The organism is Marinobacter flavimaris, assembly GCF_045057155.1.
GTDB lineage: Bacteria > Pseudomonadota > Gammaproteobacteria > Pseudomonadales > Oleiphilaceae > Marinobacter > Marinobacter manganoxydans.
This window is the reverse complement of sequence record NZ_CP171359.1, coordinates 2,014,002-2,036,494: the sequence shown is the minus strand read 5'-3', so window position 1 is coordinate 2,036,494 and position 22,493 is coordinate 2,014,002. Positions and strand designations below refer to the sequence as shown.

The window sequence follows — 22,493 nt, the reverse complement described above, 5'->3', positions numbered from 1 at the left end:
GCAGGTGATCGCCCTGTTATTCCTGGGGTTCTCGGCGGGTCTGCCGTTCCTGCTGGTGTTTTCCACCCTCAATGCCCGGCTGGCGGATGTCGGGGTGGAAACCGCCACCATCGGTTTTTTCAGCTGGCTGGGTATTACCTATTCCATCAAGGTGTTCTGGGCACCGGTTGTGGACCGCCTGAAACTGCCGTTGCTCGACCGGCTTTTGGGCAAGCGGCGGAGCTGGATTATCTTTGCGCAGGCGGGTATCGCCACGGGGCTGTACCTGATGGCTCACGTGGATGCTACGGCAGCGCCTGAAATGATGGCTCTTTGCGGCCTGCTGGTGGCCTTTTCCTCCGCCACTCAGGATGTGGCCATTGATGCCTACCGCATCGAGATTGCCGAGGAGCGGCTGCAGGCGGCGCTGGCCGCAACGTATATCTTCGGTTACCGTCTGGCGCTTCTGGTGGCCGGCGCCGGGGCTCTTTACCTGGCGGAATTCTGGTCCTGGCAGGTGTCCTATGAGGTGATGGCGGCCCTCGTAGGCGTTGGCGCACTCACCGTTCTCATCGTTCGCGAGCCCAGCGTGAACCACTTTGCTGCCGCCCAGGACATTGCTCACAAGATTGAGCAGGAGGCCGCCAGGCGCACCCATCTGAATCCGCGCCTGGCGAGGCTGGTTGGCTGGTTCTACGCTGCTGTCGCAGGCCCGTTCCTGGATTTTTTCAGGCGGTACAAGGAGCTGGCGCTGGTCATCCTGCTCATGGTTGCCGTGTACCGTATCTCGGACATTGCCATGGGCGTCATGGCCAATCCCTTTTACCTGGACTTCATGGGGTTCAGCAAAACCCAGGTGGCGGACGTCACCAAGATCTTTGGCTTCTTCATGACCATTGCCGGCTCCCTGGTTGGTGGGGTTATGGTGGTTCGCTACGGGGTTCGTCGAATTCTTCTGTTGGGAGCGATCATGACTGCCGCCACTAACCTACTGTTCGTTGTTCTGGCCCAGTACCCGCCCAACATCATCGCCCTGGCCGCCGTGGTGAGCGCCGATAACCTCAGTGGCGGTATTGCCAACGTGGCCCTGATTGCCTGGCTCTCCAGTATGACCAGTGCCTCGTTCACGGCAACGCAGTACGCCCTGTTCAGTTCCTTGATGACCCTGCCCGGAAAGTTTCTGGGGGGCTTCTCCGGCATCGTTGTGGCGGGCTTCGGATATGCGGAGTTCTTCCTGGTGGCCGGCATAATGGGCGTCCCTGCTATTTTGTTGGCCATGTTCATGATCCGAAATGGCCATCGATTGGATGCGCTAGCGCCGCGGAATGAATCAAAGCCTGATGCAGAACCGGTGAGCCCTTGATGCCCGAACCAACCAAAGATCAGAAGATCTGGCAAGTTGTACTGGCTGTCCCGGAGGGGAGGGTGGTCAGTTACGGTCAGGTTGCGGAGATGGCGGGATTGGGCCGGCAGGCGAGATATATCGGAAAGGCGTTGGGCAAGCTGCCAGAAGGGCATGCCGTGCCCTGGTATCGGGTGATTCGCAGTAACGGCCAGATTGCATTTCCCGTGGGGTCCGAGAAATACCGGGAGCAGGTACGCCGGCTTGAGGCCGAGGGTGTCGAAGTTACCGACGGGCGGGTTTCGATGTCGCGGTTTCGTTGGCAATGAGCGCCTGGAAGTGAGCCAACAGTTCCGCTTTTTCTCCGGCAGGTTCCCGTGAAAGCCGGTCCGCGATATAGAGCTGAACCTTTGCAATTGCGCTCAGGCACTCCTCGTACAACTCTCTGGCTTTGATCGCACTCAGGTCACAGACCTGAACTCCAAACCGCTCCATGTGTTTTCTCGGCCACCATTTCTTGCTGCCCATGAGGGTGAGGGCGGAGATATCCTGCCTGATATAGGCGGTTGTGCACACGACATCGTAGGCGGGCGCCAGTCTGATGGAATCAATGCTCTCGTAGACCAGGCCAAAGTTCTTCAGGTGGGCGTCGCCATTTTGCAGGATATTGTTCAGGACCATCATCTTGAAAAACTGTTCAAGGGAGGCTTTCTTGTTCTCTGCGCTAACAAACGTTTTGATGGTTTTGGCAATTTGCTCGTAGCTGCCGGTATACTTTTCTTCCCGCTGTTTTGCCTGAAGCACGCACATGTCTTCAAAGCCAAGCGCCTCGCCGCCGTCTTTCAAATCGAACCGCTTCATGATGAACAGGGATTCGTCATCCGATAGATAGAATTCGGGAACGGGAATTCCGGCGTACTGGCAGGCGAGCATGCAGCAGTATTCGTTGAGAGCCAGTTCCGGAAAATCAGGGCCCCAGGCTTTGACGATGTAGTCTTCGAGCCGGAGTGTCGCCTTGTTTTCCAGTGTCGCGAGGACTTTGGGCTGTACGCCACTTAAAGCAGAGCGAAGCGCAAACCGAGACACCAGCTCCTCGAACAGGGTGGGGTTGTCAGAGTGCAAGAGTTTTTCGAGACTCAATGAAGTCTCGCCAGAGTGGTCATCAGGATTGAGCTCGACCCGGCCACGAATATTCGGCGCCAGGAGTCGAAGAAGCCCAAAGTCGTCGGTATCCGTAAGTTTGGCAAACTGCTTTTTGATTACCGACAGCAGGTAGCCCTCCGGCAGATGCATCTCGAAAACCGGGTGCAGTTGGGGATGGCTATAATCTTTTTTTCGGACCGGCATGGTCAGCGAGACGAAGGCGTCAGGATTGGCTTTCTCGGAATAGCTGAAGACAAATTCGCCTGACTCGCGGAACAGTTTCCCGGCAGGTCTGTGATTCACATGAACGTCCAACTCATCGCTCATCACGCAGCTCCTCCAGGGTCGGGAATGGAGACTTGTCCCGGACAGCCAGCTCCTTACCCAGGTAGTCGAGTATTTTCATAACCTTGCGGATGCCGATGTCGCCAGATCGCCCGTTTTCCAGCGCATTTATGGTGGCGCGAGAGATGCCGAGGTGGTCTGCCATTTTTTGCTGGGAGACGCCTTGTTGTTGGCGGAATGCAGAGATTTCGTGTCCGAGGGTCTGAAAATCCATTGCCGGCCTGTTTTGACTAAAATAATTTACATTATTGTCTCTATCTTTCGATATGTAAAGTATTTTAGCTGTATGCTGGCTCGTCCCTGAGCTGGCCTCACTTCTCTGATGGATCTGAGGGATTACAGTCTCAGAGCTCCATCCACCTCAAGCATGCGCCCGGACATATAGTCGTTCTCAAAGATGAACGCCGCGGCCGAGGCAATCTCTTCCGGCTTGCCCATACGCTTCAGCGGAATGCCGGCGGTCATTTTTTCCAGGGCTTCCGGTTTCATGGAGGCGGTCATTTCGGTTTCGATGAAGCCCGGGGCGATACCGGCACAGCGGATGCCGTGGCGGGCGAGTTCCCTGGCCCAGACCGGAACCAGGGCGGAGACGCCGGCTTTGGCGGCGGAGTAGTTGCTCTGGCCCATGTTGCCGGCGCGGGAGATGGAGGCAATGTTGATGATCGCGCCCTGGTCGCCGTTCTTGATCATCCGGGTGGCGGCTTCGCGGCCGCAGAGGAAGACGCCGGTGAGGTTGACGTCGATCACGGCCTGCCACTGGGACAGCTCCATTCGGCGCTCAACTTCGCCATCCTTCACTTTGACCATCAGGCCGTCCCGCAAGATGCCGGCGTTGTTGATCAGGCCATTGAGGTGGCCGAAGTCTTTTACGATGGCTTCAAAGGTTCTCTCCACTTCTTCTTCTTTCGCGACGTTGCAGACGTAGCTTCTGGCCTCTGAGTCCGCGGCCATGCAGGCGGTGACGGCGTCGTCCAGCTTCTCCGGCATCAGGTCGATGAGCGCGACTTTTGCCCCTCTGGCGGCAAGGTATTCGCCCATGGCGCGGCCAAGGCCCTGGCCGCCGCCGGTAATTGCAATCACGGAATCTTGAAGTTTCATGTTTTGCCCTAACTACTGTTATCAGGTGGTTTTACGGTTGCTGTGCGTCTGTGCGGTTATTTTTGTGCGCGGAGTATACCAAATACGACTATGGTGGGGTTTTATCCTTGTTGGGTTAGCGAAGCGTAGCCCGACAAGATCCGAAACAATGGAGGCACTTTGTCCGTTTTCCTTTTTCTCTTCATTGTCATGCCCATCGCCGAGATGGCGGTCCTGATCCAGGTCGGCGGCATGATTGGTGTGCTCAATACCGTCGGGTTGGTGTTGTTGACCGCCGTGATCGGCGCCTGGCTCCTTCGCCAGCAGGGGTTGGCAACGCTTTTGAAGGCCAATCAGCGACTGAACAGTGGCGAATTGCCGGCCAAGGAGGTTGCCGAGGGGCTGATCCTTGCGATTGGTGGTGCGCTATTACTAACACCTGGCTTCATTACCGACACGGTCGGGTTTTTGTGCCTGATCCCCGGAACGCGCCACTGGCTTGCAGCACAGGCGCTCAAGCGCATGGTCGTTGCTGGTCAAAGCCGTGGCAGCAGTTTCTATTTTCGCGCGGGTGGCGGTTCCAATCCGTTCGGGCAGGATCCGTTTGGCGGCCAGGAGAACCCGTTCGGCCGGCAGCGGCCTTTTGATCGGGACAGCAATGGCGACATCATCGAAGGCGAGTACCAGGATGAGACGGAATCCGATCGGGACCGGATCGAAAAAAAGTGAAAAAATTTTCTCTCCGGGGTGTTGAAAACACCTACCAGCTACCCCAAATAGAAACCACAAGTTCGCTGCGGGCTGATTTCCACTGAAAACAGTTGGTTATCCAGCCGGGCAATTTGTCGGACCAGGCGTTGCCTGTCCGACCTACATCAACAATGTCATTGCCACATTAATCTGACTATTGGAGAAACCGAGCAATGAAAATTCGTCCGCTACACGATCGTGTTGTCGTGCGCCGTAAGGAAGAAGAAGAGAAAACTGCGGGTGGCATCGTGCTGCCGGGTAACGCCAAAGAGAAGCCTTCCCAGGGCGAGGTGATTGCCGTTGGTAACGGTCGCATCCTGGATAATGGCGAAACCCGCTCACTGGCGGTCAAGGTGGGTGACACCGTTGTCTTCGGCCAGTACGCCGGTAACACCGTCAAGATCGATGGCGAAGAGCTCCTCATCATGAGCGAGAGCGACATCTACGGCGTGCTTGAGTGATCGCTGAGGCGAATCGCACGAACTCTCATTAATCCGATTGATTCAACAACTTCGGTTTAACGAACAGGAATAGAAGACATGGCAGCAAAAGACGTTAGATTCGGTGATAGTGCACGTAAGCGCATGGTCGCGGGCGTCAATGTACTGGCAGACGCGGTTAAAGTGACCCTCGGCCCGAAAGGTCGTAACGTGGTTCTGGAAAAATCCTTCGGCGCACCGACCATCACCAAAGATGGTGTTTCCGTGGCCAAGGAAATCGAACTGTCTGACAAGTTCGAGAACATGGGCGCCCAGATGGTGAAAGAAGTGGCATCCCAGGCCAACGACACAGCTGGTGACGGTACCACCACTGCAACCGTTCTGGCTCAGTCCATCGTTAACGAGGGCGTGAAGGCTGTTACTGCCGGCATGAACCCGATGGATCTGAAGCGTGGCATCGACAAGGCCACGACCGAAGCTGTGAAGGCGATCCGCGAGATGGCCAAGCCCTGCGACGACAGCAAGATGATTGCCCAGGTTGGCACCATCTCTGCCAACGGCGACGAGACCATCGGCAAGATCATCGCCGATGCGATGCAGAAGGTTGGCAAGGAAGGCGTCATCACCGTTGAGGAAGGCCGTGGCCTGGAAGACGAGCTGGACGTGGTTGAAGGTATGCAGTTCGACCGTGGCTTCCTGTCTCCGTACTTCATCAACAACCAGGACAACATGTCTGCCGAGCTGGAAGACCCTTACATCCTGCTGGTAGACAAGAAGATCTCCAACATCCGCGAACTGCTGCCGGTGCTGGAGTCTGTTGCCAAGGCTGGCAAGCCGCTGCAGATCATCGCTGAAGATATCGAAGGCGAAGCGCTTGCGACTCTGGTAGTAAACAACATGCGTGGCATCGTGAAAGTCAACGCCGTGAAGGCGCCTGGCTTTGGTGACCGTCGCAAGGAAATGCTGCAGGACATCGCGATCCTTTCCGGTGGTACTGTGATCTCTGAAGAAGTCGGCCTGACTCTTGAGAACACCACCCTGGACGACCTGGGCACAGCCAAGCGTGTGAACGTCACCAAGGAAAACACCACCATCATTGGCGGTGCCGGTGCGCAGGCGGATATCGAAGCTCGCGTTGAGCAGATCCGCAAGCAGATCGAAGACAGCTCTTCCGATTACGACAAGGAAAAGCTGCAGGAGCGTGTTGCCAAGCTGGCTGGCGGTGTTGCCGTCATCAAGGTTGGTGCCGGTTCCGAAGTGGAAATGAAAGAGAAGAAGGCCCGCGTTGAAGACGCGCTGCACTCTACCCGCGCTGCGGTAGAAGAGGGCATCGTGCCGGGCGGCGGTGTTACCCTGATTCGCGCCATCGCGGCTCTGGACAAGGTAGACGCCATCAACGAAGAGCAGAAAGCCGGTGTGAACATCCTGCGCCGTGCCATGGAAGCTCCTCTGCGTCAGATCGTATACAACGCAGGCGGTGAGTCTTCTGTGGTGGTTGCCAAGGTTCGCGACGGCGAAGGCTCCTTCGGCTACAACGCTGCTACCGAAGCCTACGGCGACATGCTGGAAATGGGTATCCTGGATCCTGCCAAGGTGACCCGTTCCGCGCTGCAGGCAGCTGCTTCCGTGGCTTCCCTGATCATCACCACCGAGGCGATGGTTGCGGACGAGCCGCAGGACGAGTCTGCCGGTGGCGGTATGCCCGACATGGGTGGAATGGGCGGCATGGGAGGCATGGGCGGCATGATGTAATGCCTATCTGAGCCCAGCCACGCTCAGGATTATGGGCGTGGCCCGCTCCATTACGAAAACCCCGCGTTGGTTCACGCTAACGCGGGGTTTTTGTTTTTTTGTCATGAACTTGCCCCATGCCTTTGCTAGACTCGGCTTCCGGTCCATTATCTGTGCAACGCCGAATGAGTGACGCTGAACCCAAATCCTTTCTTCGCCCCGGCAAGGTTTTTCTGCTCCTGCTGCTGGGCGCTCTGGTTTATCTGCTGTCACTGGTTTTTCTGGTACCTGCGGGATGGGTCTGGCAGCAGGCCTCTGCCCAGGTGCCTTTGCCGCCTCAGGTGCAGGTCCGGCAGGTCGCCGGCAAACTCTGGGATGGAGAAGCCGGAGTCGTCGTGGCCGGGTTTCCGCTGCGGGTTGACTGGCGCCTTCACATGCCCTCTGTCACCAGCCTCGAATGGCCCGCCAGAATTTCTGTGGAATCGTCACAATCTTCGCTCAACGGCAATGTTACGATCGGCGGGCCCGCCAGCGCTCAGCTGGATGCCAATGGGCGGGTCATGGTGGCCGAGTTTGAGGACCTGATTCGCCAGAGCGGCGGCGCCATGATCGAAGGCGAAGTGGTTATTGACCGGTTGGAGATGGCCTGGGCCGACAACCGGATTACCCGGGCCGAAGGCCTTGGGCGCTGGGATGGTGGCCTTGTAACCTGGCCAATGGGGGACCAGCGGGGTCAGGCAGAATTTCCGCCCATGCAGGCGACCATGGACACTACCCAGGGTGGCGTTGCCTTGACCATTTCCGAGCAGGGCGGGCAGGGGCCGGCGGCAGATGCGACGGTAATGTGGAACGGAATGATGGAACTGCGTGTCTACAAGCGGATGGTGGATCTGGCCGGCCAACCCTGGCCGGATTCTGCCAGCGCCGGCGATGTGGTGTTCCGGGTACGCCAGCCTCTCGTACCGGGGGCACGATAATGGCTCTGTTGAGTACACCGGCTCAGCGCCGGATATCGCGGACCCTGGCGAACCTGTTGCTGCTGGTGCTGGTGGTGTACCTGGCTGTCAGTCTCGCCCGTATGACCTGGTTGTTCGCCTGGGACGACAGGCCGGTTCCCAGCGCGCCGGCCACAGACGGCGCCGGCAACATGGCCGGGTCCAGCGGCCTGACGACCTCCATGGCAGTGTATGATTTTTTCGGGCGTTCAGAGCGGCCGGCTGAAGTGGCGGAAGCCGTTCGCCGCTCGGCGCCGGAAACCCGCCTTCGGCTTCGGCTGGAAGGCGTACTGGTAGCACAGCGCCCGGAGGACTCCGGTGCTATAGTTGCTGGAAGTAATGGTCAAACAGCGTATTACCGGGTCGGGGAAATGTTGCCCGGCAATGCGGAACTTGCGGAAGTGGAGCCCGGGCGCATTCTGATTCGTCGGGGCGGACGCTACGAGACCCTGACCTTTGAAGAGCAGGTATCCTCGGATCTGGTTGCAGAGGTGGCCGCCGAGCCGGCAGAATCAGGACCGGATGAGTTCCTGGCCAGCGCCCGTGAACAGATTGACAGCCAGGGCATTGCCGCACTGGCGCCTTTCGGGTTGAGCCCGGTGGACAATAGCGGCATGTCCGGTTACGTGTATGACGGCTCTAACGCCATGCTTAACGCCGTCAACCTGCAGGCCGGGGACGTGATAACGGCTATCAACGGTCAGCGGCTGGGCGATATCAGCCAGGATAAGGCCCTGCTTGAGAACTGGCGCGGCCAGGCCCAGCTGGAGATAGAAATCGAGCGTGACGGATCCATCCTCACCATCAGTTATGCCATACCCGAGCAGTGGCGCTGACCGGGTTCATCGAAACAGGACGAAATCGCCAGATGTATAACCACAAGATCAATGTTTTGCGGGCCATTGTCCTGCTTTTTCTCCTTCCCTTTATGTCCATGGCTTATGGGCAGGAAGCCGAGACATGGCGGCTGAACCTGAAAGACGCCGATATCCGTGCGTTCGTGACCCAGGTCGCGGACATTACCGGGTACAGTTTTGTGGTGGATCCGCGGGTAAAGGGCAAGGTAACCGTGCTCTCCAGCGCGCCCATGAACAAGGATGAGATTTACGACCTGTTTCTGGCGGTTCTGAATGTTCACGGCTTCACTGCCATTCCCGGCGAAGAAGTGATCAAGGTGGTGCAGCAGGTTGATGCCAAGCAGTCGGCAGGAATCCTGGAGCGATTTCCCGAAACCCCCTCCGAGCAGCTGATCACCCGGGTTATCCAGATCGACAACGCCAACGCCCTGGAGCTGGTGCCGATTCTGCGCCCGCTGGTGGCCAAGTACGGCCACCTGGCCGGTGTGGCCGCGGCCAACGCGCTGATCATCAGCGATCATTCCTCAAACATCCAGCGTATCGAGCAGATTGTCCGGGAGTTGGATAGCCCGTCCAAGTACGAAGTGGAAGTCATTCAGCTTCAGGAAGCCTGGGTCGGCGACATGGTGACTCTGCTGCAGGAACTGGCCCCGGATGAACTGGGTCGGGCCGGTGGTGACAATTCCGCCAGAAAGTACAGCATTACCGCGGACGAGCGCAGTAACCGACTGATTCTACGGGGTGATGAGACCTTCCGGGACAAGATGCGCGGTCTGATCCGGCAGTTGGATCAGCCGTCAGCCACCGGTGGCGCTACCAAGGTGCTGCGGCTGAAGCACGCCGATGCCAAGAATCTCACTGAAATTCTCAAGGGTGTGATGGGCGAGCTGGTCAAAGAAGGCTCAGGGTCAGGGGGCTCTGCTGGAGGCTCACGGCCGCAGAGCAATTTCGCGGTCTTCGCCGATGAAGGGCTGAACGCCTTGGTGGTTCGGGGCGAGCCGTCCCTGATGCAGGAAGCCGAACAGATTGTGGCTGCGCTGGATGTGCGTCGTGCCCAGGTGATGATTGAGGCAGCGATTGTCGAGATCAGTGACGAGCTGGGACAGGATCTGGGCGTCCAGGTTGCCGTCGGTGACGAGTCTGGTGAATCCTCACCAGTGGCCGGCACCAACTTCGGCAACGTGGGGCGCAGCCTGGGTGAGGTATTGAGCGCGATTCTGACTGAATCCGCCATTACCCCCGCAACAGGTGGTATCACCATCGGCGCCGGCCAGCGTAACGAGGATGGTGTCAGTTGGGGGATTCTCCTGCAGGCGCTTTCCACCTCGGCGGCGGCAAACCTGCTTTCCACGCCGAGCATCATCACCCTGGACAACCAGGAATCGGAGATCATCGTGGGCCAGAATGTCCCGTTCCGCACTGGCCAGTCGACGGTTGTCGGTGACGGCACCACCAATCCATTCACCACCATCGAGCGTCGCGATATCGGTCTGACCCTCAAGGTTACCCCGACCATCAGTGCCGACGGCCTGGTGCGTCTGGTGGTGGAGCAGACCACAGAGAACGTGGCAGACAGCATCGAGGACGCCTCGGATATCGTCACCAACAAGCGGGAAATCAAGACCACAGTGCTTGCAGATGACGGTGAGACCATCGTGCTGGGCGGTTTGACCCGGGATGATTACCAGGTCAACAGGAGCAAGGTGCCCCTGCTGGGTGACATCCCGTTCGTTGGTCGCCTGTTCTCCTCCGAATCGGAGCGCCGGGTGAAGCGCAACCTGCTGGTGTTCCTGCGCCCCAAAATCATGCTGGGCAAGGAAGAGGCCGTTGCGGCTACTTCCGACAAGTTCAATCAGCTTTGGGACGTCAATCTGAACATCCGGGAGAAGCTGGGTATCCCCACCGAAGAGCAGCGTCCGACAGTGGACGCGCTGTTTGAAGACGGCAGCACCCGGGTAAAGTAAGCGCTCAGACAGCCAGTGGCGGCATCGGGCAATCCATCTGGTCCGCCACCAGCCGCATCAGTTCGTACTCCCGGGTTTCCACTTTCCCGTCGCGGGTAATGCAGTGCCCACAGGCATCGATGATTGCCGGTTTCAGCAGCGGTGAAAGACCGTTCAACGCGGTCAACGCTTCCCGTAGCTGGCGCATGGTGACTTTTTCCAGAACTGGCTCCACTCCATCCTTCGCATTCATGAAGCCGGCCATGGCCTCCCGATAGAGCTTCTCGGCGTCAGATTGGGACTCAGACCCAGCCCTTGCCATCAAGCTCAGGAGCCTCTGGAGGGCCGGCATGACCGGTTTGTAGCTCTTATAGCGCACCGGTACCACTCTGGCTGCTTCGTCGCCCAGGTGGCGTGACAGGAAGCTTGTCAGAGCGAGTTCAAACAGGGTAACCCGGTTATCCGCCGCCACAAGTTTCTGAACATTGGTAATGAGCAACTCCCGCTCTTCCGGGTCCAGCTTGCGAAGGGCAGGCATGGCCAGTTCCAGGGCAGGGAAACGGACGCCATCGCCGATGGTTTTCAGTGCCGGCAGCAGTTTCTCGAGTAGATCCGGCTGGCTGCCCAATACCGGGTGTGCCGGCAGCAGGTTCAGCCGTTCCGTTTGCTGTGGACGCGGCAGCTCGCTGATCAGCATGGCATAGCAGAGCTGCGTGGCCCCGGCCCGGGTGTACAGCAGGTTTCGGAAGGTGGCTGGCAGGCGTTCCAGAAAACGCAGGGCGAAATCTTCGCTTTGCCGGTTGATAGTGCCGACCTGGTCTGAAAATTTCCGGGCCGGTTTTATGGTTTTTTCCGGGCTGGACGCAAGCGGTGAGGTTCTGCCACTCCTGCCGGTAACCGGCCCGAGTATGTCGGTTGCAGCGCCACTGAACCCGGACGCGCCCGCTTCTGGTGCTCCAGAGCCTCCTCGGTATAGGTCGGCGCCTGGTTCGGTATCCCTGAGCCGGCTTCGCAATCTGGCCAGCATGCCGGGCTGAATGGCATTGATTCGCTCATCAATGGGCGGGTGGGATGCCAGCAAAGAGGTGAACTTCATCCGCGCACTTTCGCCAAAGCACATGTGATTCATGTCGCTGGCGTGGCTGGTTGTGTCCAGGTAACCGCCCTTCATTCCGATCTTGAACAGCGCTCCGGCAATGCCTTCGGGATTGCGGGTAAATTGCACGGAGGATGCGTCTGCCAGCATTTCGCGTTGCCTGGAGACCGCTGCCTGTATCAGCCGGCCAAAGAAAACGCCCACATAGCCGATCACAAAAAGCGCGAGACCAATGATGCCCATGGCCGCCTGGGCCCGACCGTCCCGTGATCGACCCACACGGTGGCCGCGGTAGAAGGATGCGCGCAGCAGAAAGCCGCCAATCTGTCCGATCATCAGGATGCCGGCAAGCAGGGCAATGAGCCGAACGTTCAGCCGCATGTCGCCGTTGAAAATATGGCTGAATTCATGGGCGACTACCCCTTGGAGTTCGTCTCGCGATAATTGGGTAATAGCACCGTGGGTGACGACCATAACAGCCTCGCCCGGCGTATAGCCGGCCACAAAAGCGTTGATGCCGGTTTCCTGATCCATCACATAGAGTTCCGGCACCGAAACACCACTGGCAATAGCCATTTCCTCAACGATGTTGCGCAGTTTGCGCTCGTCACTGTCGCGGGTATCAGGGTCAATAGGCCTGGCGCCAACCATTTTTGCGACCCGGTCGCCACCGCCTGCCAGATCAACCCAGCGGAGCAGGGAACCCAGAACAATGAGTGCCACCACGGTAACGGCCGTCAGCAGGCCATGATTGGAGAGCAGCCAGTGGTGGAACGCAAGACCGGAGGATTCACTACGGGTTACGAAATAACCCACAAGGCAGACGGCGAGCGTGATAAACGCGACCGCCGTCAGGAAAAGAAAAACCAGCAGAGTGGTGTTGCGCCGGGCGTGGGCCTGGCGCTGAAAGAAACCGGGATGAGCCATGACTCAGGGCCTCAGAAGGCCACTTTCGGTGCCTGACGGGCTTCCGGTGATTCCAGTTCCAGCTGCGACGTTTCCTTGAACGCAAACATGCCGGCGATAACATTGTTCGGGAACTGTTCCCGGAAAATGTTGTAGCTCATGACGCCGTCGTTGTAGGCCTGGCGAGCAAAGGCGACCCGGTTCTCGGTGCTGGAGAGTTCTTCCATCAGTTGCTGAATGGTTTCGTTGGCCTTCAGCTCCGGATAGTTCTCGGCCACGGCGTAGAAATTCGCGAGCGCCTTGGTGAGCAGGTTTTCGGCGCTGCCCAGGCGTTGGATCTTGGTTCCATCGCCAGGGTCCTTGGCGGCATCTTTTTGGGCGCTGACCGCATTGTTGCGGGCTTCCATCACCTGGGTGAGGGTGCTTTTTTCGTGGGTCAGATAGGCTTTTGCCGCTTCCACAAGATTCGGAATAAGGTCGTGCCGACGCTGCAGTTGAACATCAATCTGGGCAAACCCGTTTTTGAACTGGTTGCGCAGGGAAACCAGGCGGTTATAGATAAAGACCAGATAGAAAACAACGACGGCGATAACGATCAGGCCGATAACAGTGGTTCCCATGGCAACTCCTAGAGGTAGTGGTTCAGAGGTTATTTTCCACGATCTGCTCGTGAAAACCTTTAACGAAGGTCTCAAATTCACGCGGCGGCAATGGCTTGCTGAAGAAATAGCCCTGGGCGAGCTTGCAGCCACGCTGGCTCAGGTAATATTCCTGCTCTGCCGTTTCCACCCCTTCAGCAACCACTGACAGGTTCAGACTCTTGCCAAGGTCGATGATGGTATTGGCGATTCGGGTATCTTCCTCATTGACCAGCAGATCGCGGATAAACTGTTTGTCGATCTTCAGATGCTGTACCGGCATCTGTTTGAGGTAGGTCAGGGACGAATAGCCGGTTCCGAAGTCGTCCACCGCGATGCTTATCCCCGCTTTGTTGAGTCTGTGGAGTTTGGCTACGGCGTCTGACAGGTTCGTCATGAAGCTGGTTTCTGTTACCTCCAGCTCCAGCCGACCGGCCGGTATCTTGTGTCGTCGCAGGGTATCGAGAATATCATCGACAATGCTTTCCTGGCGCAGCTGAACGGCCGAGAGATTAACAGCAATACGAAGTGGCGAGCCGTCCGAGGCCCAGCGCGCCGCCTGCCAACAGGCCTGGTCCAGAACCCACTGGCCAATTTCTACGATAGAGCCGTTTGCTTCGGCCACTGGAATGAAGAAGTCGGGGGGAACCGTGCCACGAGTCGGGTGCTCCCAACGCAACAATGCCTCTGCCCCGATTACCCGTTTGCTCTCCAGATTAATCTGGGGCTGGTAAACCAGGTGAAGCTGGTGATTGCCAAGAGCCTGGGACAAATCCTTTTCCAGCTGCTTCCGGTCCCGGATTTCCTGGTCAATGCTGGCGACATAGAACTGGAAGTGGTTGTGGCCGTTCTGCTTGGCCAGCGTCATGGTCTGCTCGGCACTCTGAAGCAGTCGGTCCGCCTTGCTGGTGTCGGAGGGATACAGGGCGACCCCCAGAGTGGCGCTGATTGAGATATTCTGGTCTTCGACCAGCATGGGCTCATTGACACAGGCCAGGATTCGCTCAGCTGTATCTGCAGCCTGGAACCCGTCCCGAAGCCCTTTTTGGACAACCACGAACTGGTCGCTGCCGAGGCGTGCAATGGTGAAGCGGGCATTATCCAGTTTGTTGGTCAGCCGGTCGGCAACGGTCTGTAGAATAAGGTCCCCGGACCGGAAACCGCACTGCTCGTTCACCGACTTGAAATCGTCGATGCCGCAGACGACCAGCGACAGTTGGGCGTTGCGCTTGGCGGCGTCCTCAATATCTCGCACCAGCAACTCCATGAAGGTATCCCGGCTGGGCAGGCCAGTGAGCTGGTCGTAACGTGAGAGACGGCTTACCCGGTCCTCCGCTTCGCGATGGCGTTTCTGGCTGTCGCCAATGGCGACCAGAAGGTTGTTCGTTGCGTTGACCCAGAGGCCAAGTTCGTCACTCTGGTGGCCGGATGGCGTGGTGACCAGGCGGTCATCTGGGTGGGCAGGATCCACCTGCCTCACGGAATTGACAATTCTGAGGAGGGGGCGCGTCAGAAGCAGGTGGAATACATAGAACAACACCATCCCGAGAATGAGCGCTGTCGCTATGCCGGAAGCGAAAGTGACAGCAGCCCTGTCCAGCCAGGTGCGGGCTGCTGCCGCGGTGTCGTAGTGAACGTCAAGAAAGCCGTAGACGTCTTCCGGGTTACCCTCACGGAAAAGCGGTTCCCGATAGAGCCGATCGGCGTCAAAAATCGGATCGGTTACCGGGCGGAAAGCAGTTTCCTGGAGTGGACGGCTGCGATCTCCCAGCGGGTCGCCGTCAGGGTGGACGATGCGGGCCATATAGACGGCCTCCTTGGCAAAGAGGCCGTCCACGACTTGTTGTGCAAGTTCGGCGTCAATGCTGAACACTGCTTGGGTGGCTGCGTCTTTCACCATCGCGATGGTTTGCTTGGCATCGCTATCCAATCCTCTGGACACACGTTGGGCGTCCAGGATGACCTGTATGGCGCTGACAACGACGCCACTGACAAGGGCCACCACAAGAATCCACCGTAAGATTCGATAGCCCAGGCGATGTTCAACCTCGAAGGAGTTTTGCATTCAAGCCTGTCTTGTTCCGGTTTTTGCAGAGCCGCTGGGCCTGCAAGGTTCAGGGCAAAGGTGTCGCACTTTGGGTGATGTGCGTGGGGGCTCACCCTGATTGTTGTTTCCAAGTATGGTTCAGGTACGCGATATCTTCATGGAGTATCGGCGATTTTTCCAAAGATTTCAGAGTGTGCTTGTATCAAATTGTAATTGCTTGGGTAATGCAGACACAAAAACGCCCGCCAGAAGCGGGCGCTTGATCACAGTCGCTTTAGACTGTGCCTGTAAGCGAGGCCGGGATCAGGCCAGGTTTTCGTTTACGAAATCCCAGTTCACCAGGTTCCAGAAAGCTTCCAGGTAGTTCGGGCGGGAGTTGCGGTAGTCAATGTAGTACGCGTGCTCCCAGACGTCGACGGTCAGTACCGGCTTGTCGGCACCGGTCAACGGCGTTTCAGCATTGCTGGTATTCGCGATGGCAACGGAGCCGTCCGCTTTTTTCACCAGCCAGGTCCAGCCAGAACCGAAGTTATTGGCTGCTTTGTCATTGAATTCTTTCTTGAAATCTTCGAAAGAACCGAACGCCTTCTCGATCGCTTCCTTGGCAGCACCGGTGGGTTCACCACCGCCGTTCGGGCTCAGGCAGTGCCAGTAGAAGGTGTGGTTCCAGACCTGTGCGGCGTTGTTGAACAGCGGGCCGCTGGCACTCTTGATGATGTCTTCAAGAGATTTGTTGGCGTTGTCCGTACCTTCGATCAGGCCATTGAGCTTGGTGACGTAGGTGTTGTGATGCTTGCCGTAATGGTACTCGAGCGTTTCCTGAGAGATGTGCGGTTCCAGTGCGTTCTTTTCGTAGGGCAGTGCGGGAAGTTCAAATGCCATGAGGTCGTTCTCCCTGTCTCTCTGTTTATGTTGATGTTCGTTACCTCAATATAGGGTCGATTTGAGTCAGATCAACCCTTTGGTGTTAAGGAACTTTTAAACTCTGGGCTGCCCGGCAGGAACTGGGCGCAGTTCTTCACCCGCCAGACAAGCTCTTCGTAGCTGTCGGCCAGTATGTTTACGTGGCCCAGCTTCCGACCCGGTCGTTCACCCTTATTATAGAGATGAACATGGGCGTAGGGCAGTTCGAGGATTCGCTCGATGTCGCCGTGCTCCCCGATGATATTGATCATGCAGCTCAAACCACGTGGAGCAACATTGCCAAGAGGGTGCCCGCTTACCGCGCGAATGTGGTTCTCGAACTGGCTGGTCATCGCGCCTTCGATGGTCCAGTGCCCCGAGTTGTGAACCCTGGGCGCCATCTCGTTGGCGACCAGGCCATCGGTTGTCTCGAACAACTCAAGCGTTAATACGCCGACATAGTCCAATTCGTTCAGTAGTGCCTTGATGTACCGCTCCGCATCTTCCTGAATGTGCTTTTCGAGCTTCGGAGCCGGCGCAACGGAGTAGCGCAGAATTCCCTCGTGGTGGGTGTTCTCCGCCATCGGGTAGAAGGCCAGTTCACCGTTTTCAGCGCGAACGGCGATAATCGACACTTCCCGGTGGAAGTCGACGAACTTCTCCACGATAAGGCGGGGGTGGCCGATGGAGGCCCAGGCGGCCTCGGCATCCTCAGGGGATTTGAGTACGGCCTGGCCTTTGCCGTCGTATCCTTCGGTGTTGGACTTCGCTACCACCGGGCAGCCAAGTTCCTCGGCCGCGGCTTTCAACGAGGCGGCGCTATCGGCAATTTTCCATTCTGGCGTGGGGATGCCCAGCTCGCCGAACAGAGTCTTTTCCGCTTCCCGGTTCTGACACACCTGCAACGCCCGGGGGCAGGGGTGAACCGGTTTGTGAGTAGCAATTTTCTCGGCCACGTCTACTGGCAGGTGTTCGAACTCATAGGTAACACGGTCGACCCGGGAGAGGAAATCGTCCAGGTACTGGCCCTCGCGATCGATGATGACTTCACCAAGGCCAGCACTGGGGCTGCCGGACATGTCATAGAAAACAAAGGTCTTGGCCAGTGGGTATCCGGCCAGTGCCAGCATTCTTCCCAGTTGGCCGGCGCCCAGTACACCAATTCTCATTCGAGTTCTCCTGCCTGTTACTGGTCCCGAGGATCAGGATTGTCCAGAATCGTTTCGGTCTGTGTGGCCCGGAACTGCTCAACCGCTTTGCGTACGCTGTCGTCTGAGGTGCCAATAATCTGCGCTGCCAGCAGGCCAGCGTTGGTTGCGCCGGCTTTGCCAATAGCGAGGGTGCCGACAGCGATGCCGCCTGGCATCTGGACGATGGAGAGCAATGAATCCAGGCCATTCAGGGTTTTGGACTGAACAGGAACACCAAGTACCGGCAGGGCGGTTTGCGAGGCAACCATGCCCGGCAGGTGCGCTGCGCCGCCGGCGCCCGCAATAATGACTTTCAAACCGCGGTCTGCGGCCGTTTTGGCGTAGTCAAAAAGCAGATCCGGTGTGCGATGGGCCGAGACGACTTTGGTTTCATAGGGCACGCCGAGTTTTTCAAGCATGGTGGCGGCGTGTTCCATGGTGGGCCAGTCGGATTTGGAGCCCATGATGAGTCCTACAAGCGGCTGCATATGCAACAGTCCTGTGATAATTGGAAAGCCGGCCATTGTATGTTTTGCCTACTTACCATGCAAACTTATGGCTTCGGAGTAGGGCAGGATGGAGGCTCTTTCCGGAAAACGCTACGAGCACATCCATGTGGGCTTGACTGAAGCCATCCCTGGCTTCAGACATTTCCGGAAAGAGCCTCCATTCTGCCCCCCCCCGCCCCCCGACTCTGTGCAAGAGCATGTATTGGCAAGGCGTCATTTTTACCTGCGCCTAAGTACAGGTATTATCGATCCCTATTGTTTTAACCGTCCATAGTCAGGAGCTGTAATGGAACCCATCCGTCCAGATGATGATGAGTTGAGGGCTGAACGACCGATTGGTAGTGCCGAGCCGAAGAAGGCAGCGGAAAGAAAGTCCAGGCCAGCGTCCGGAGGGAAAGGCGAACCGTCGACACCAGCGAAGCCTCCCAAAGGTGGCAAGGGCGGTAACGGAAGCGGCGGCAGCAATGGTCGCGGTAGCTCGGCAATGCTGTGGGTGTTGTTGATTGTGCTGGCCGTTGCCGCGGGTGCTGGCTGGTACTCCCAGGAACAGCGGGTTCAGGCGTTGGAAGGGCAGCTTGAGGAGGCGGATTACTGGGCGCGGCAGAGCAAGCTGGCGCTGGCGCGTTTTGAGGGTGAGCTTTCGGAAACGGGGGAAAACCTTCAGGAGAGGGGCGCTACTCTGGAGGAGCAGATCGCGGCGCATACGAAGCGTCTGGATACGGCAGACAGTGAGATCCGGAAACTCTGGGCCATTGCCAATGAACGCAACAAGAAGCGCCTGGATGAGCAGCAGGAACGGATTGCCGCGTTGGAATCCGGCCTTGCTGAGGGCAAGCAGGCCATTGGTTCGCTTGAGACGTCGGTTGAAAAGGTCCGGTCCTCGCTTTCCGCCGATATTGCAGCCCTGAAACAACAAACGGAGACGTCGATTGCAGCGCTGCAGGATGCCAACCGGCAGGCGACGGATCAGTTGACGAAATTGAGCCAGCAGCTGGCGGATGTGGATCAGGTGATCGAGAGCCGTATCCGGCGTTTTGAGCAGGAGCAGAAGCTGGGAATCAGCGGCATGGAGGGTCGGATCTCGGCCCTGGAGCGGGAGACCGATGAGCTGGCCGATGATGGCCGGGTTCAGGCGCTCCGTAATGAGGTGGCCAGTCTCAAGCGCACGGTTGAGTCTATCGATGCCTCGCGGTCACAACTGACCTCCCGTCTGGTTCGGCTGTCTGAAGAGGTGAATCAGTTACGGAGCCAGATCAGCGGGCAGTAACTGCCCGTAGCGTGGTCCAGCAATCGGCATTTCGGGTTTTGTAACGGTTTGTAGCCATCCCTTGCGGTAGCTCTCATTTCTGTTTTTGTGCAGTTGTTAAGATCAGGCAACTCGCAATCAGGATGAAGAGTTAACAACAATGAAAACCCGAGTGCCTTCCGTTTTTCTTGTTCCCCGGCTTCTGGCAGCGATGTGGCTGTTGCTGGCGTTGCCGGGCTGTACGGTTTATCAGTCCATCGGCAAAAGCGTCGGGTCGTTCCTGCATCCGGTTTCCGGGCATGACTTCGTTCATATCGACAACGATAGCTGGGATCGGCGCAACGCGGTGCTGTACTTCTACAGGACACACTCCCAATGGGCGGCTGATGAAATTGAAGCGCCCAGTGTCTACATAGATGACACCCACTATTTCAACATTCGCAACGACAGCTTCACCTGGCTTGAGGTAAGCCCCGGAGAGCGCCACATTGCCATGCGCCGACCTTTGCTTGGTCTGGAGGGCATGAACTCCTTCAGTCTTAGCCTGATCGCCGATGCCACGCTGGACGTTGAGCCAGGACAGATCTATTACCTGCGTTATAACGAGCTTTCGGAACCGGGCCAACGGCATCCGGACCTGGATCCGGATCATTCGCTGAATCAGGGCGACCTCCAGCTGGTGACGCGGGAATATGCCATGCAGGCAGAGGAGATTGTTTCCACCCGTTTTCTGAACAGTGATCTGTTGGCGCCAAACCACGCGGCTACCTCCATTGTGGAAGTGAATGAAGACCTGGATTACGAGCGGCAACTGGTGCTGCTGGAGGAGGAGCGTGAGCTCGAGATCGAGCGCCTGAAGCAGGAGGGCAAGTACGAATCCACGTCCTGGTTCTGGCCGTTCGGCGGTGGTCCCACGGTTCCCCTGGAAACGGATCGGAAAATCGACAGGTTGGAGCGTGAGTACGCCAAGTTGGAGCAGGAACGTGAGCGTCGGGAAGAAGCAGAATCCGGTGGTGGCTGGTGGATTTTCTGAGTGCTGACTACACTGACGGCAGGTGAAGGACTCGGGAAATTAAAACAATGGCTCTCAAGGATTCTCTTCGACTCAGATTTGAAAAACTGGCCGATGATGTGGTCCCCCAACTACTCGATAGCTGGGGCGATCTGCAGAAACGGCTTGATGACCTGAACTGCTCCCTGGCCAATCGGGCGGTTCCGGAAGACAGGCGCAGTCGTGTCAGTGAATTGTCCCTGCAGGAGAAGGCTCAGCAGGCGGGCCAGAATCGCCCGGCCATACGGGCAGTCAAAACCGCTAGCAAGACCTCGGGTAAAAACTGAATTTGCTTAAAAACTGTACGCTTTTGAATGGCTTGCAGGTTTTTTTATAAAATTGCCGGAAAATATTTGACACCGTCAGCCAAATGCTTAAAATGCGCCTCTCACTTGGTTGAGACAGCACGGCTGGCAAGCAAGTGAATGCCTTTTTAGATTAGATAGGAAGGCTTGAAAGTGGGTGGTTAGCTCAGCTGGGAGAGCATCGCCCTTACAAGGCGAGGGTCACTGGTTCGATCCCAGTACCACCCACCACTTTCAGTTGCATCACCGGATCACCCCATCCGGTTTCAGGTTCGGGCCCAAGGGCCGGAATTGATGCGGAGCGGTAGTTCAGTTGGTTAGAATACCGGCCTGTCACGCCGGGGGTCGCGGGTTCGAGTCCCGTCCGCTCCGCCACTTTTATTTATGAAGTATTCCCGGGTGGTTAGCTCAGCTGGGAGAGCATCGCCCTTACAAGGCGAGGGTCACTGGTTCGATCCCAGTACCACCCACCAAAATTCCAAAAAAGGGCCGATCCGCGAGGATCGGCCCTTTTTTACTTTCCAATCAAAGACTGCCCACAAACGCGCACAACATTGCCATTCACTCCATTGGAGGCAGGGCTGCAGTACCAGGCGATGGCCTCGGCCACATCCACCGGTTGCCCGCCCTGGGACAAGCTGTTCATCCGACGACCGGCCTCTCGGATGGTGACCGGCATGGCGGCGGTCATCCGGGTTTCGATAAACCCGGGGGCGACGGCGTTGATGGTGATGCCGTTTTTCAGTTGCCGGGCCATGGCTTCCACGTAGCCGATCACTCCGCACTTGGCGGTTGAGTAGTTGGTCTGTCCGAAGTTGCCGGCGATGCCGCTGATGGAGGAAATACAGACAATGCGTCCGTTTTCTTTCATGAGCTCCCGCTTTGCCAGTTCCTCGTCGATCAACTCCTCCGCGGTCAGATTGACTGCGATGGTCATATCCCAGAAGTGCTCCGGCATGTTGCCAAGGGTCTTGTCGCGGGTGATGCCGGCATTGTGAATGACCAGGTCGACGCCGCCGAAATGCTCTTCGATGAAGTCGGCGATCAACTTTGGTGCTTTGTCGTCGGTAATGTCGCAGGCCAGAGCCTTCCCGTTGATAGCGGATGTGACCTTTTCCAGTTCTTCCATGGCCGGCGGAATGTCGAGGCCGATCACGGTGGCGCCGTCCCGGGCGAGGGTCTCAGAAATGGCAGCACCGATACCCCTGGACGCTCCGGTGACCAGTGCCACCTTTCCAGTCAGTGGTGCGACGGGATTGGTGGCAGGGGCAGCGTTGCCTTTGCCGACCTTCACGACCTGGCCGGACACATAGGCAGAGCGGGCAGACAGGAAGAACCGCACGCTGGAATCCAGTTGCTTCTCTGCCCCTGGGGCCATCCACAGTAGGTTCGCCGTGGAGCCTTTCTTGCCGATTTCCTTGCCAACGCTGCGTACGAAGCCTTCGAGTGCCCGTTGCGCGGCGGCCTGCGGCGCCTTGCGACAACTGGCGGGATTCTGGCCGATTACCAGAACGCGGGCGTTGCTGCCCAGTTTTTTGATGGTGGGGTGGAAGAAGTCGTATAGTGCCCGCAGGTCGGCCGGACCTTTCAGGCCGGTGGCGTCAAACACCAGCGCCGAAAACTGCTGGTTGATGTCGGAGGCCAGGTCCAGCGGCCGGGCTTTGTTGCCGGCTTTCGATGAGTCCGCCAGGCGATTGCTTTCGCTGGCGTGATGAAGGGTGGCCGCGCTGGCGCCGAGAATACTGCCTAAAGTGGCAATGGCTTTTCCGCCGTTGGCGGCGCCGATGAGCACCTTGCCTTCGATAAATGGCTGGTCGGTGCGCTTCAGGCGCTTCAGTGGCGCGGGCGCGGGGAGACCAAGGGATTGTGCGGCGGTTCTACCAACGGGGGTGTTTACCAGTCTAAGATAGAGGTCGGACATGGGGGCTTCCTTGTGGTTGCAATCGGTTCTCTGGATGCGGATTGTCTACAGGGTAAAGAATCGGACAGTTTTTGGATTG

Annotated in this window: 21 protein-coding genes and 3 tRNA genes; 14 read left to right on the top strand and 10 right to left on the bottom strand. The window is 57.7% G+C overall.

The window, feature by feature from the left end; translation table 11 throughout:
• Positions 1–4 precede the first annotated feature (4 nt).
• Entirely contained in the window at positions 5–1,342 is a 1,338-nt protein-coding gene (locus tag ACGK9W_RS09460; protein WP_405420555.1) for an AmpG family muropeptide MFS transporter, read from the top strand.
• The gene (locus tag ACGK9W_RS09455; RefSeq protein ID WP_405420553.1) at positions 1,342–1,650 is read left to right on the top strand and encodes an MGMT family protein; all 309 of its coding nucleotides are present in this window, start codon (positions 1,342–1,344) and stop codon (positions 1,648–1,650) included. Before ACGK9W_RS09460 ends, ACGK9W_RS09455 begins: the two co-directional genes overlap by 1 nt.
• Here ACGK9W_RS09455 and ACGK9W_RS09450 read toward each other — a convergent pair.
• The 3 genes from ACGK9W_RS09450 to ACGK9W_RS09440 form a co-directional block, all read right to left on the bottom strand.
• Complete coding sequence (locus ACGK9W_RS09450) at positions 1,607–2,791, bottom strand: type II toxin-antitoxin system HipA family toxin (RefSeq protein ID WP_405420550.1); 1,185 nt, start codon at positions 2,789–2,791, stop codon at positions 1,607–1,609. The genes ACGK9W_RS09455 and ACGK9W_RS09450 overlap by 44 nt on opposite strands.
• The gene (locus ACGK9W_RS09445) at positions 2,781–3,023 is read right to left on the bottom strand and encodes a helix-turn-helix transcriptional regulator (protein WP_008171357.1); all 243 of its coding nucleotides are present in this window, start codon (positions 3,021–3,023) and stop codon (positions 2,781–2,783) included. Before ACGK9W_RS09445 ends, ACGK9W_RS09450 begins: the two co-directional genes overlap by 11 nt.
• A gap of 122 nt (positions 3,024–3,145) precedes the next feature.
• Positions 3,146–3,907: an SDR family oxidoreductase gene (locus tag ACGK9W_RS09440; RefSeq protein WP_405420547.1), complete on the bottom strand. Its 762-nt coding sequence runs from the start codon at positions 3,905–3,907 to the stop codon at positions 3,146–3,148.
• 159 nt (positions 3,908–4,066) lie between these two features.
• Here ACGK9W_RS09440 and ACGK9W_RS09435 point away from each other — a divergent pair, with 159 nt between their 5' ends.
• The 6 genes from ACGK9W_RS09435 to gspD all read left to right on the top strand — a co-directional run bounded on the left by ACGK9W_RS09435 (position 4,067) and on the right by gspD (position 10,623).
• Positions 4,067–4,615, top strand: coding sequence for an FxsA family protein (locus ACGK9W_RS09435; protein WP_405420544.1), 549 nt, complete (start codon positions 4,067–4,069; stop codon positions 4,613–4,615).
• 194 nt (positions 4,616–4,809) lie between these two features.
• The gene (gene groES, locus ACGK9W_RS09430; RefSeq protein WP_053112533.1) at positions 4,810–5,097 is read left to right on the top strand and encodes a co-chaperone GroES; all 288 of its coding nucleotides are present in this window, start codon (positions 4,810–4,812) and stop codon (positions 5,095–5,097) included.
• A gap of 78 nt (positions 5,098–5,175) precedes the next feature.
• Complete coding sequence (groL, locus tag ACGK9W_RS09425; protein ID WP_405420541.1) at positions 5,176–6,828, top strand: chaperonin GroEL; 1,653 nt, start codon at positions 5,176–5,178, stop codon at positions 6,826–6,828.
• 164 nt (positions 6,829–6,992) lie between these two features.
• Positions 6,993–7,784 carry a type II secretion system protein N gene (gspN, locus tag ACGK9W_RS09420; protein ID WP_405420538.1) on the top strand — a complete coding sequence of 264 codons (792 nt, stop codon included), beginning with the start codon at positions 6,993–6,995 and terminating at the stop codon, positions 7,782–7,784.
• A complete protein-coding gene (locus tag ACGK9W_RS09415; protein WP_405420535.1) occupies positions 7,784–8,638 on the top strand; it encodes a type II secretion system protein N in 855 nt (284 codons plus the stop codon). Before gspN ends, ACGK9W_RS09415 begins: the two co-directional genes overlap by 1 nt.
• Positions 8,639–8,670: 32 nt before the next feature.
• Positions 8,671–10,623, top strand: coding sequence for a type II secretion system secretin GspD (gene gspD, locus ACGK9W_RS09410; protein ID WP_405420533.1), 1,953 nt, complete (start codon positions 8,671–8,673; stop codon positions 10,621–10,623).
• Positions 10,624–10,627: 4 nt separating this feature from the next.
• Here gspD and ACGK9W_RS09405 read toward each other — a convergent pair whose 3' ends face one another.
• The 6 genes from ACGK9W_RS09405 to purE form a co-directional block, all read right to left on the bottom strand.
• A complete protein-coding gene (locus ACGK9W_RS09405; RefSeq protein WP_405420530.1) occupies positions 10,628–12,625 on the bottom strand; it encodes a M48 family metallopeptidase in 1,998 nt (665 codons plus the stop codon).
• Positions 12,626–12,636: 11 nt separating this feature from the next.
• Positions 12,637–13,224 carry a LemA family protein gene (locus ACGK9W_RS09400; protein ID WP_014577658.1) on the bottom strand — a complete coding sequence of 196 codons (588 nt, stop codon included), beginning with the start codon at positions 13,222–13,224 and terminating at the stop codon, positions 12,637–12,639.
• A gap of 22 nt (positions 13,225–13,246) precedes the next feature.
• Positions 13,247–15,307, bottom strand: a complete 2,061-nt coding sequence (locus tag ACGK9W_RS09395) for a putative bifunctional diguanylate cyclase/phosphodiesterase (RefSeq protein WP_405420527.1) — start codon at positions 15,305–15,307, stop codon at positions 13,247–13,249.
• 285 nt (positions 15,308–15,592) lie between these two features.
• Positions 15,593–16,171, bottom strand: coding sequence for a superoxide dismutase [Fe] (gene sodB / locus ACGK9W_RS09390; RefSeq protein ID WP_014577657.1), 579 nt, complete (start codon positions 16,169–16,171; stop codon positions 15,593–15,595).
• A gap of 71 nt (positions 16,172–16,242) precedes the next feature.
• Positions 16,243–17,361 carry a 5-(carboxyamino)imidazole ribonucleotide synthase gene (locus ACGK9W_RS09385; RefSeq protein WP_273045884.1) on the bottom strand — a complete coding sequence of 373 codons (1,119 nt, stop codon included), beginning with the start codon at positions 17,359–17,361 and terminating at the stop codon, positions 16,243–16,245.
• A gap of 17 nt (positions 17,362–17,378) precedes the next feature.
• Positions 17,379–17,870, bottom strand: coding sequence for a 5-(carboxyamino)imidazole ribonucleotide mutase (purE, locus tag ACGK9W_RS09380; RefSeq protein ID WP_008171382.1), 492 nt, complete (start codon positions 17,868–17,870; stop codon positions 17,379–17,381).
• 307 nt (positions 17,871–18,177) lie between these two features.
• Here purE and ACGK9W_RS09375 point away from each other — a divergent pair, with 307 nt between their 5' ends.
• The 6 genes from ACGK9W_RS09375 to ACGK9W_RS09350 all read left to right on the top strand — a co-directional run bounded on the left by ACGK9W_RS09375 (position 18,178) and on the right by ACGK9W_RS09350 (position 20,966).
• Positions 18,178–19,158 carry a hypothetical protein gene (locus tag ACGK9W_RS09375; RefSeq protein ID WP_273045498.1) on the top strand — a complete coding sequence of 327 codons (981 nt, stop codon included), beginning with the start codon at positions 18,178–18,180 and terminating at the stop codon, positions 19,156–19,158.
• 139 nt (positions 19,159–19,297) lie between these two features.
• Positions 19,298–20,170 (top strand): DUF2846 domain-containing protein, encoded by an 873-nt coding sequence (locus tag ACGK9W_RS09370; RefSeq protein WP_008171386.1) that lies wholly within the window; start codon positions 19,298–19,300, stop codon positions 20,168–20,170.
• A 47-nt stretch (positions 20,171–20,217) separates the two neighbouring features.
• Positions 20,218–20,475, top strand: coding sequence for a hypothetical protein (locus ACGK9W_RS09365; RefSeq protein WP_008171388.1), 258 nt, complete (start codon positions 20,218–20,220; stop codon positions 20,473–20,475).
• A 173-nt stretch (positions 20,476–20,648) separates the two neighbouring features.
• Positions 20,649–20,724, top strand: a tRNA-Val gene (locus ACGK9W_RS09360).
• A 67-nt stretch (positions 20,725–20,791) separates the two neighbouring features.
• Positions 20,792–20,868 (top strand) — tRNA-Asp (locus tag ACGK9W_RS09355).
• 22 nt (positions 20,869–20,890) lie between these two features.
• A tRNA-Val gene (locus tag ACGK9W_RS09350) sits at positions 20,891–20,966 on the top strand.
• 41 nt (positions 20,967–21,007) lie between these two features.
• Here the strand turns inward: ACGK9W_RS09350 and ACGK9W_RS09345 are convergent.
• Positions 21,008–22,414 carry a 3-oxoacyl-ACP reductase gene (locus tag ACGK9W_RS09345; RefSeq protein WP_053112517.1) on the bottom strand — a complete coding sequence of 469 codons (1,407 nt, stop codon included), beginning with the start codon at positions 22,412–22,414 and terminating at the stop codon, positions 21,008–21,010.
• Positions 22,415–22,493 lie beyond the last annotated feature (79 nt).

Coding starts and splice junctions, on each gene's coding strand:
- ACGK9W_RS09415 (WP_405420535.1), top strand. CDS start 7,784: ATGGCTCTGTTGAGTACACCGGCTCAGCGCCGGATATCGCGGACCCTG.
- ACGK9W_RS09450 (WP_405420550.1), bottom strand. CDS start 2,791: ATGAGCGATGAGTTGGACGTTCATGTGAATCACAGACCTGCCGGGAAA.
- ACGK9W_RS09400 (WP_014577658.1), bottom strand. CDS start 13,224: ATGGGAACCACTGTTATCGGCCTGATCGTTATCGCCGTCGTTGTTTTC.
- groES (WP_053112533.1), top strand. CDS start 4,810: ATGAAAATTCGTCCGCTACACGATCGTGTTGTCGTGCGCCGTAAGGAA.
- ACGK9W_RS09395 (WP_405420527.1), bottom strand. CDS start 15,307: ATGCAAAACTCCTTCGAGGTTGAACATCGCCTGGGCTATCGAATCTTA.
- ACGK9W_RS09405 (WP_405420530.1), bottom strand. CDS start 12,625: ATGGCTCATCCCGGTTTCTTTCAGCGCCAGGCCCACGCCCGGCGCAAC.
- ACGK9W_RS09375 (WP_273045498.1), top strand. CDS start 18,178: ATGGAACCCATCCGTCCAGATGATGATGAGTTGAGGGCTGAACGACCG.
- ACGK9W_RS09385 (WP_273045884.1), bottom strand. CDS start 17,361: ATGAGAATTGGTGTACTGGGCGCCGGCCAACTGGGAAGAATGCTGGCA.
- gspD (WP_405420533.1), top strand. CDS start 8,671: ATGTATAACCACAAGATCAATGTTTTGCGGGCCATTGTCCTGCTTTTT.
- sodB (WP_014577657.1), bottom strand. CDS start 16,171: ATGGCATTTGAACTTCCCGCACTGCCCTACGAAAAGAACGCACTGGAA.
- ACGK9W_RS09445 (WP_008171357.1), bottom strand. CDS start 3,023: ATGGATTTTCAGACCCTCGGACACGAAATCTCTGCATTCCGCCAACAA.
- ACGK9W_RS09440 (WP_405420547.1), bottom strand. CDS start 3,907: ATGAAACTTCAAGATTCCGTGATTGCAATTACCGGCGGCGGCCAGGGC.
- gspN (WP_405420538.1), top strand. CDS start 6,993: ATGAGTGACGCTGAACCCAAATCCTTTCTTCGCCCCGGCAAGGTTTTT.
- groL (WP_405420541.1), top strand. CDS start 5,176: ATGGCAGCAAAAGACGTTAGATTCGGTGATAGTGCACGTAAGCGCATG.
- ACGK9W_RS09370 (WP_008171386.1), top strand. CDS start 19,298: ATGAAAACCCGAGTGCCTTCCGTTTTTCTTGTTCCCCGGCTTCTGGCA.
- ACGK9W_RS09365 (WP_008171388.1), top strand. CDS start 20,218: ATGGCTCTCAAGGATTCTCTTCGACTCAGATTTGAAAAACTGGCCGAT.
- ACGK9W_RS09455 (WP_405420553.1), top strand. CDS start 1,342: ATGCCCGAACCAACCAAAGATCAGAAGATCTGGCAAGTTGTACTGGCT.
- purE (WP_008171382.1), bottom strand. CDS start 17,870: ATGCAGCCGCTTGTAGGACTCATCATGGGCTCCAAATCCGACTGGCCC.
- ACGK9W_RS09345 (WP_053112517.1), bottom strand. CDS start 22,414: ATGTCCGACCTCTATCTTAGACTGGTAAACACCCCCGTTGGTAGAACC.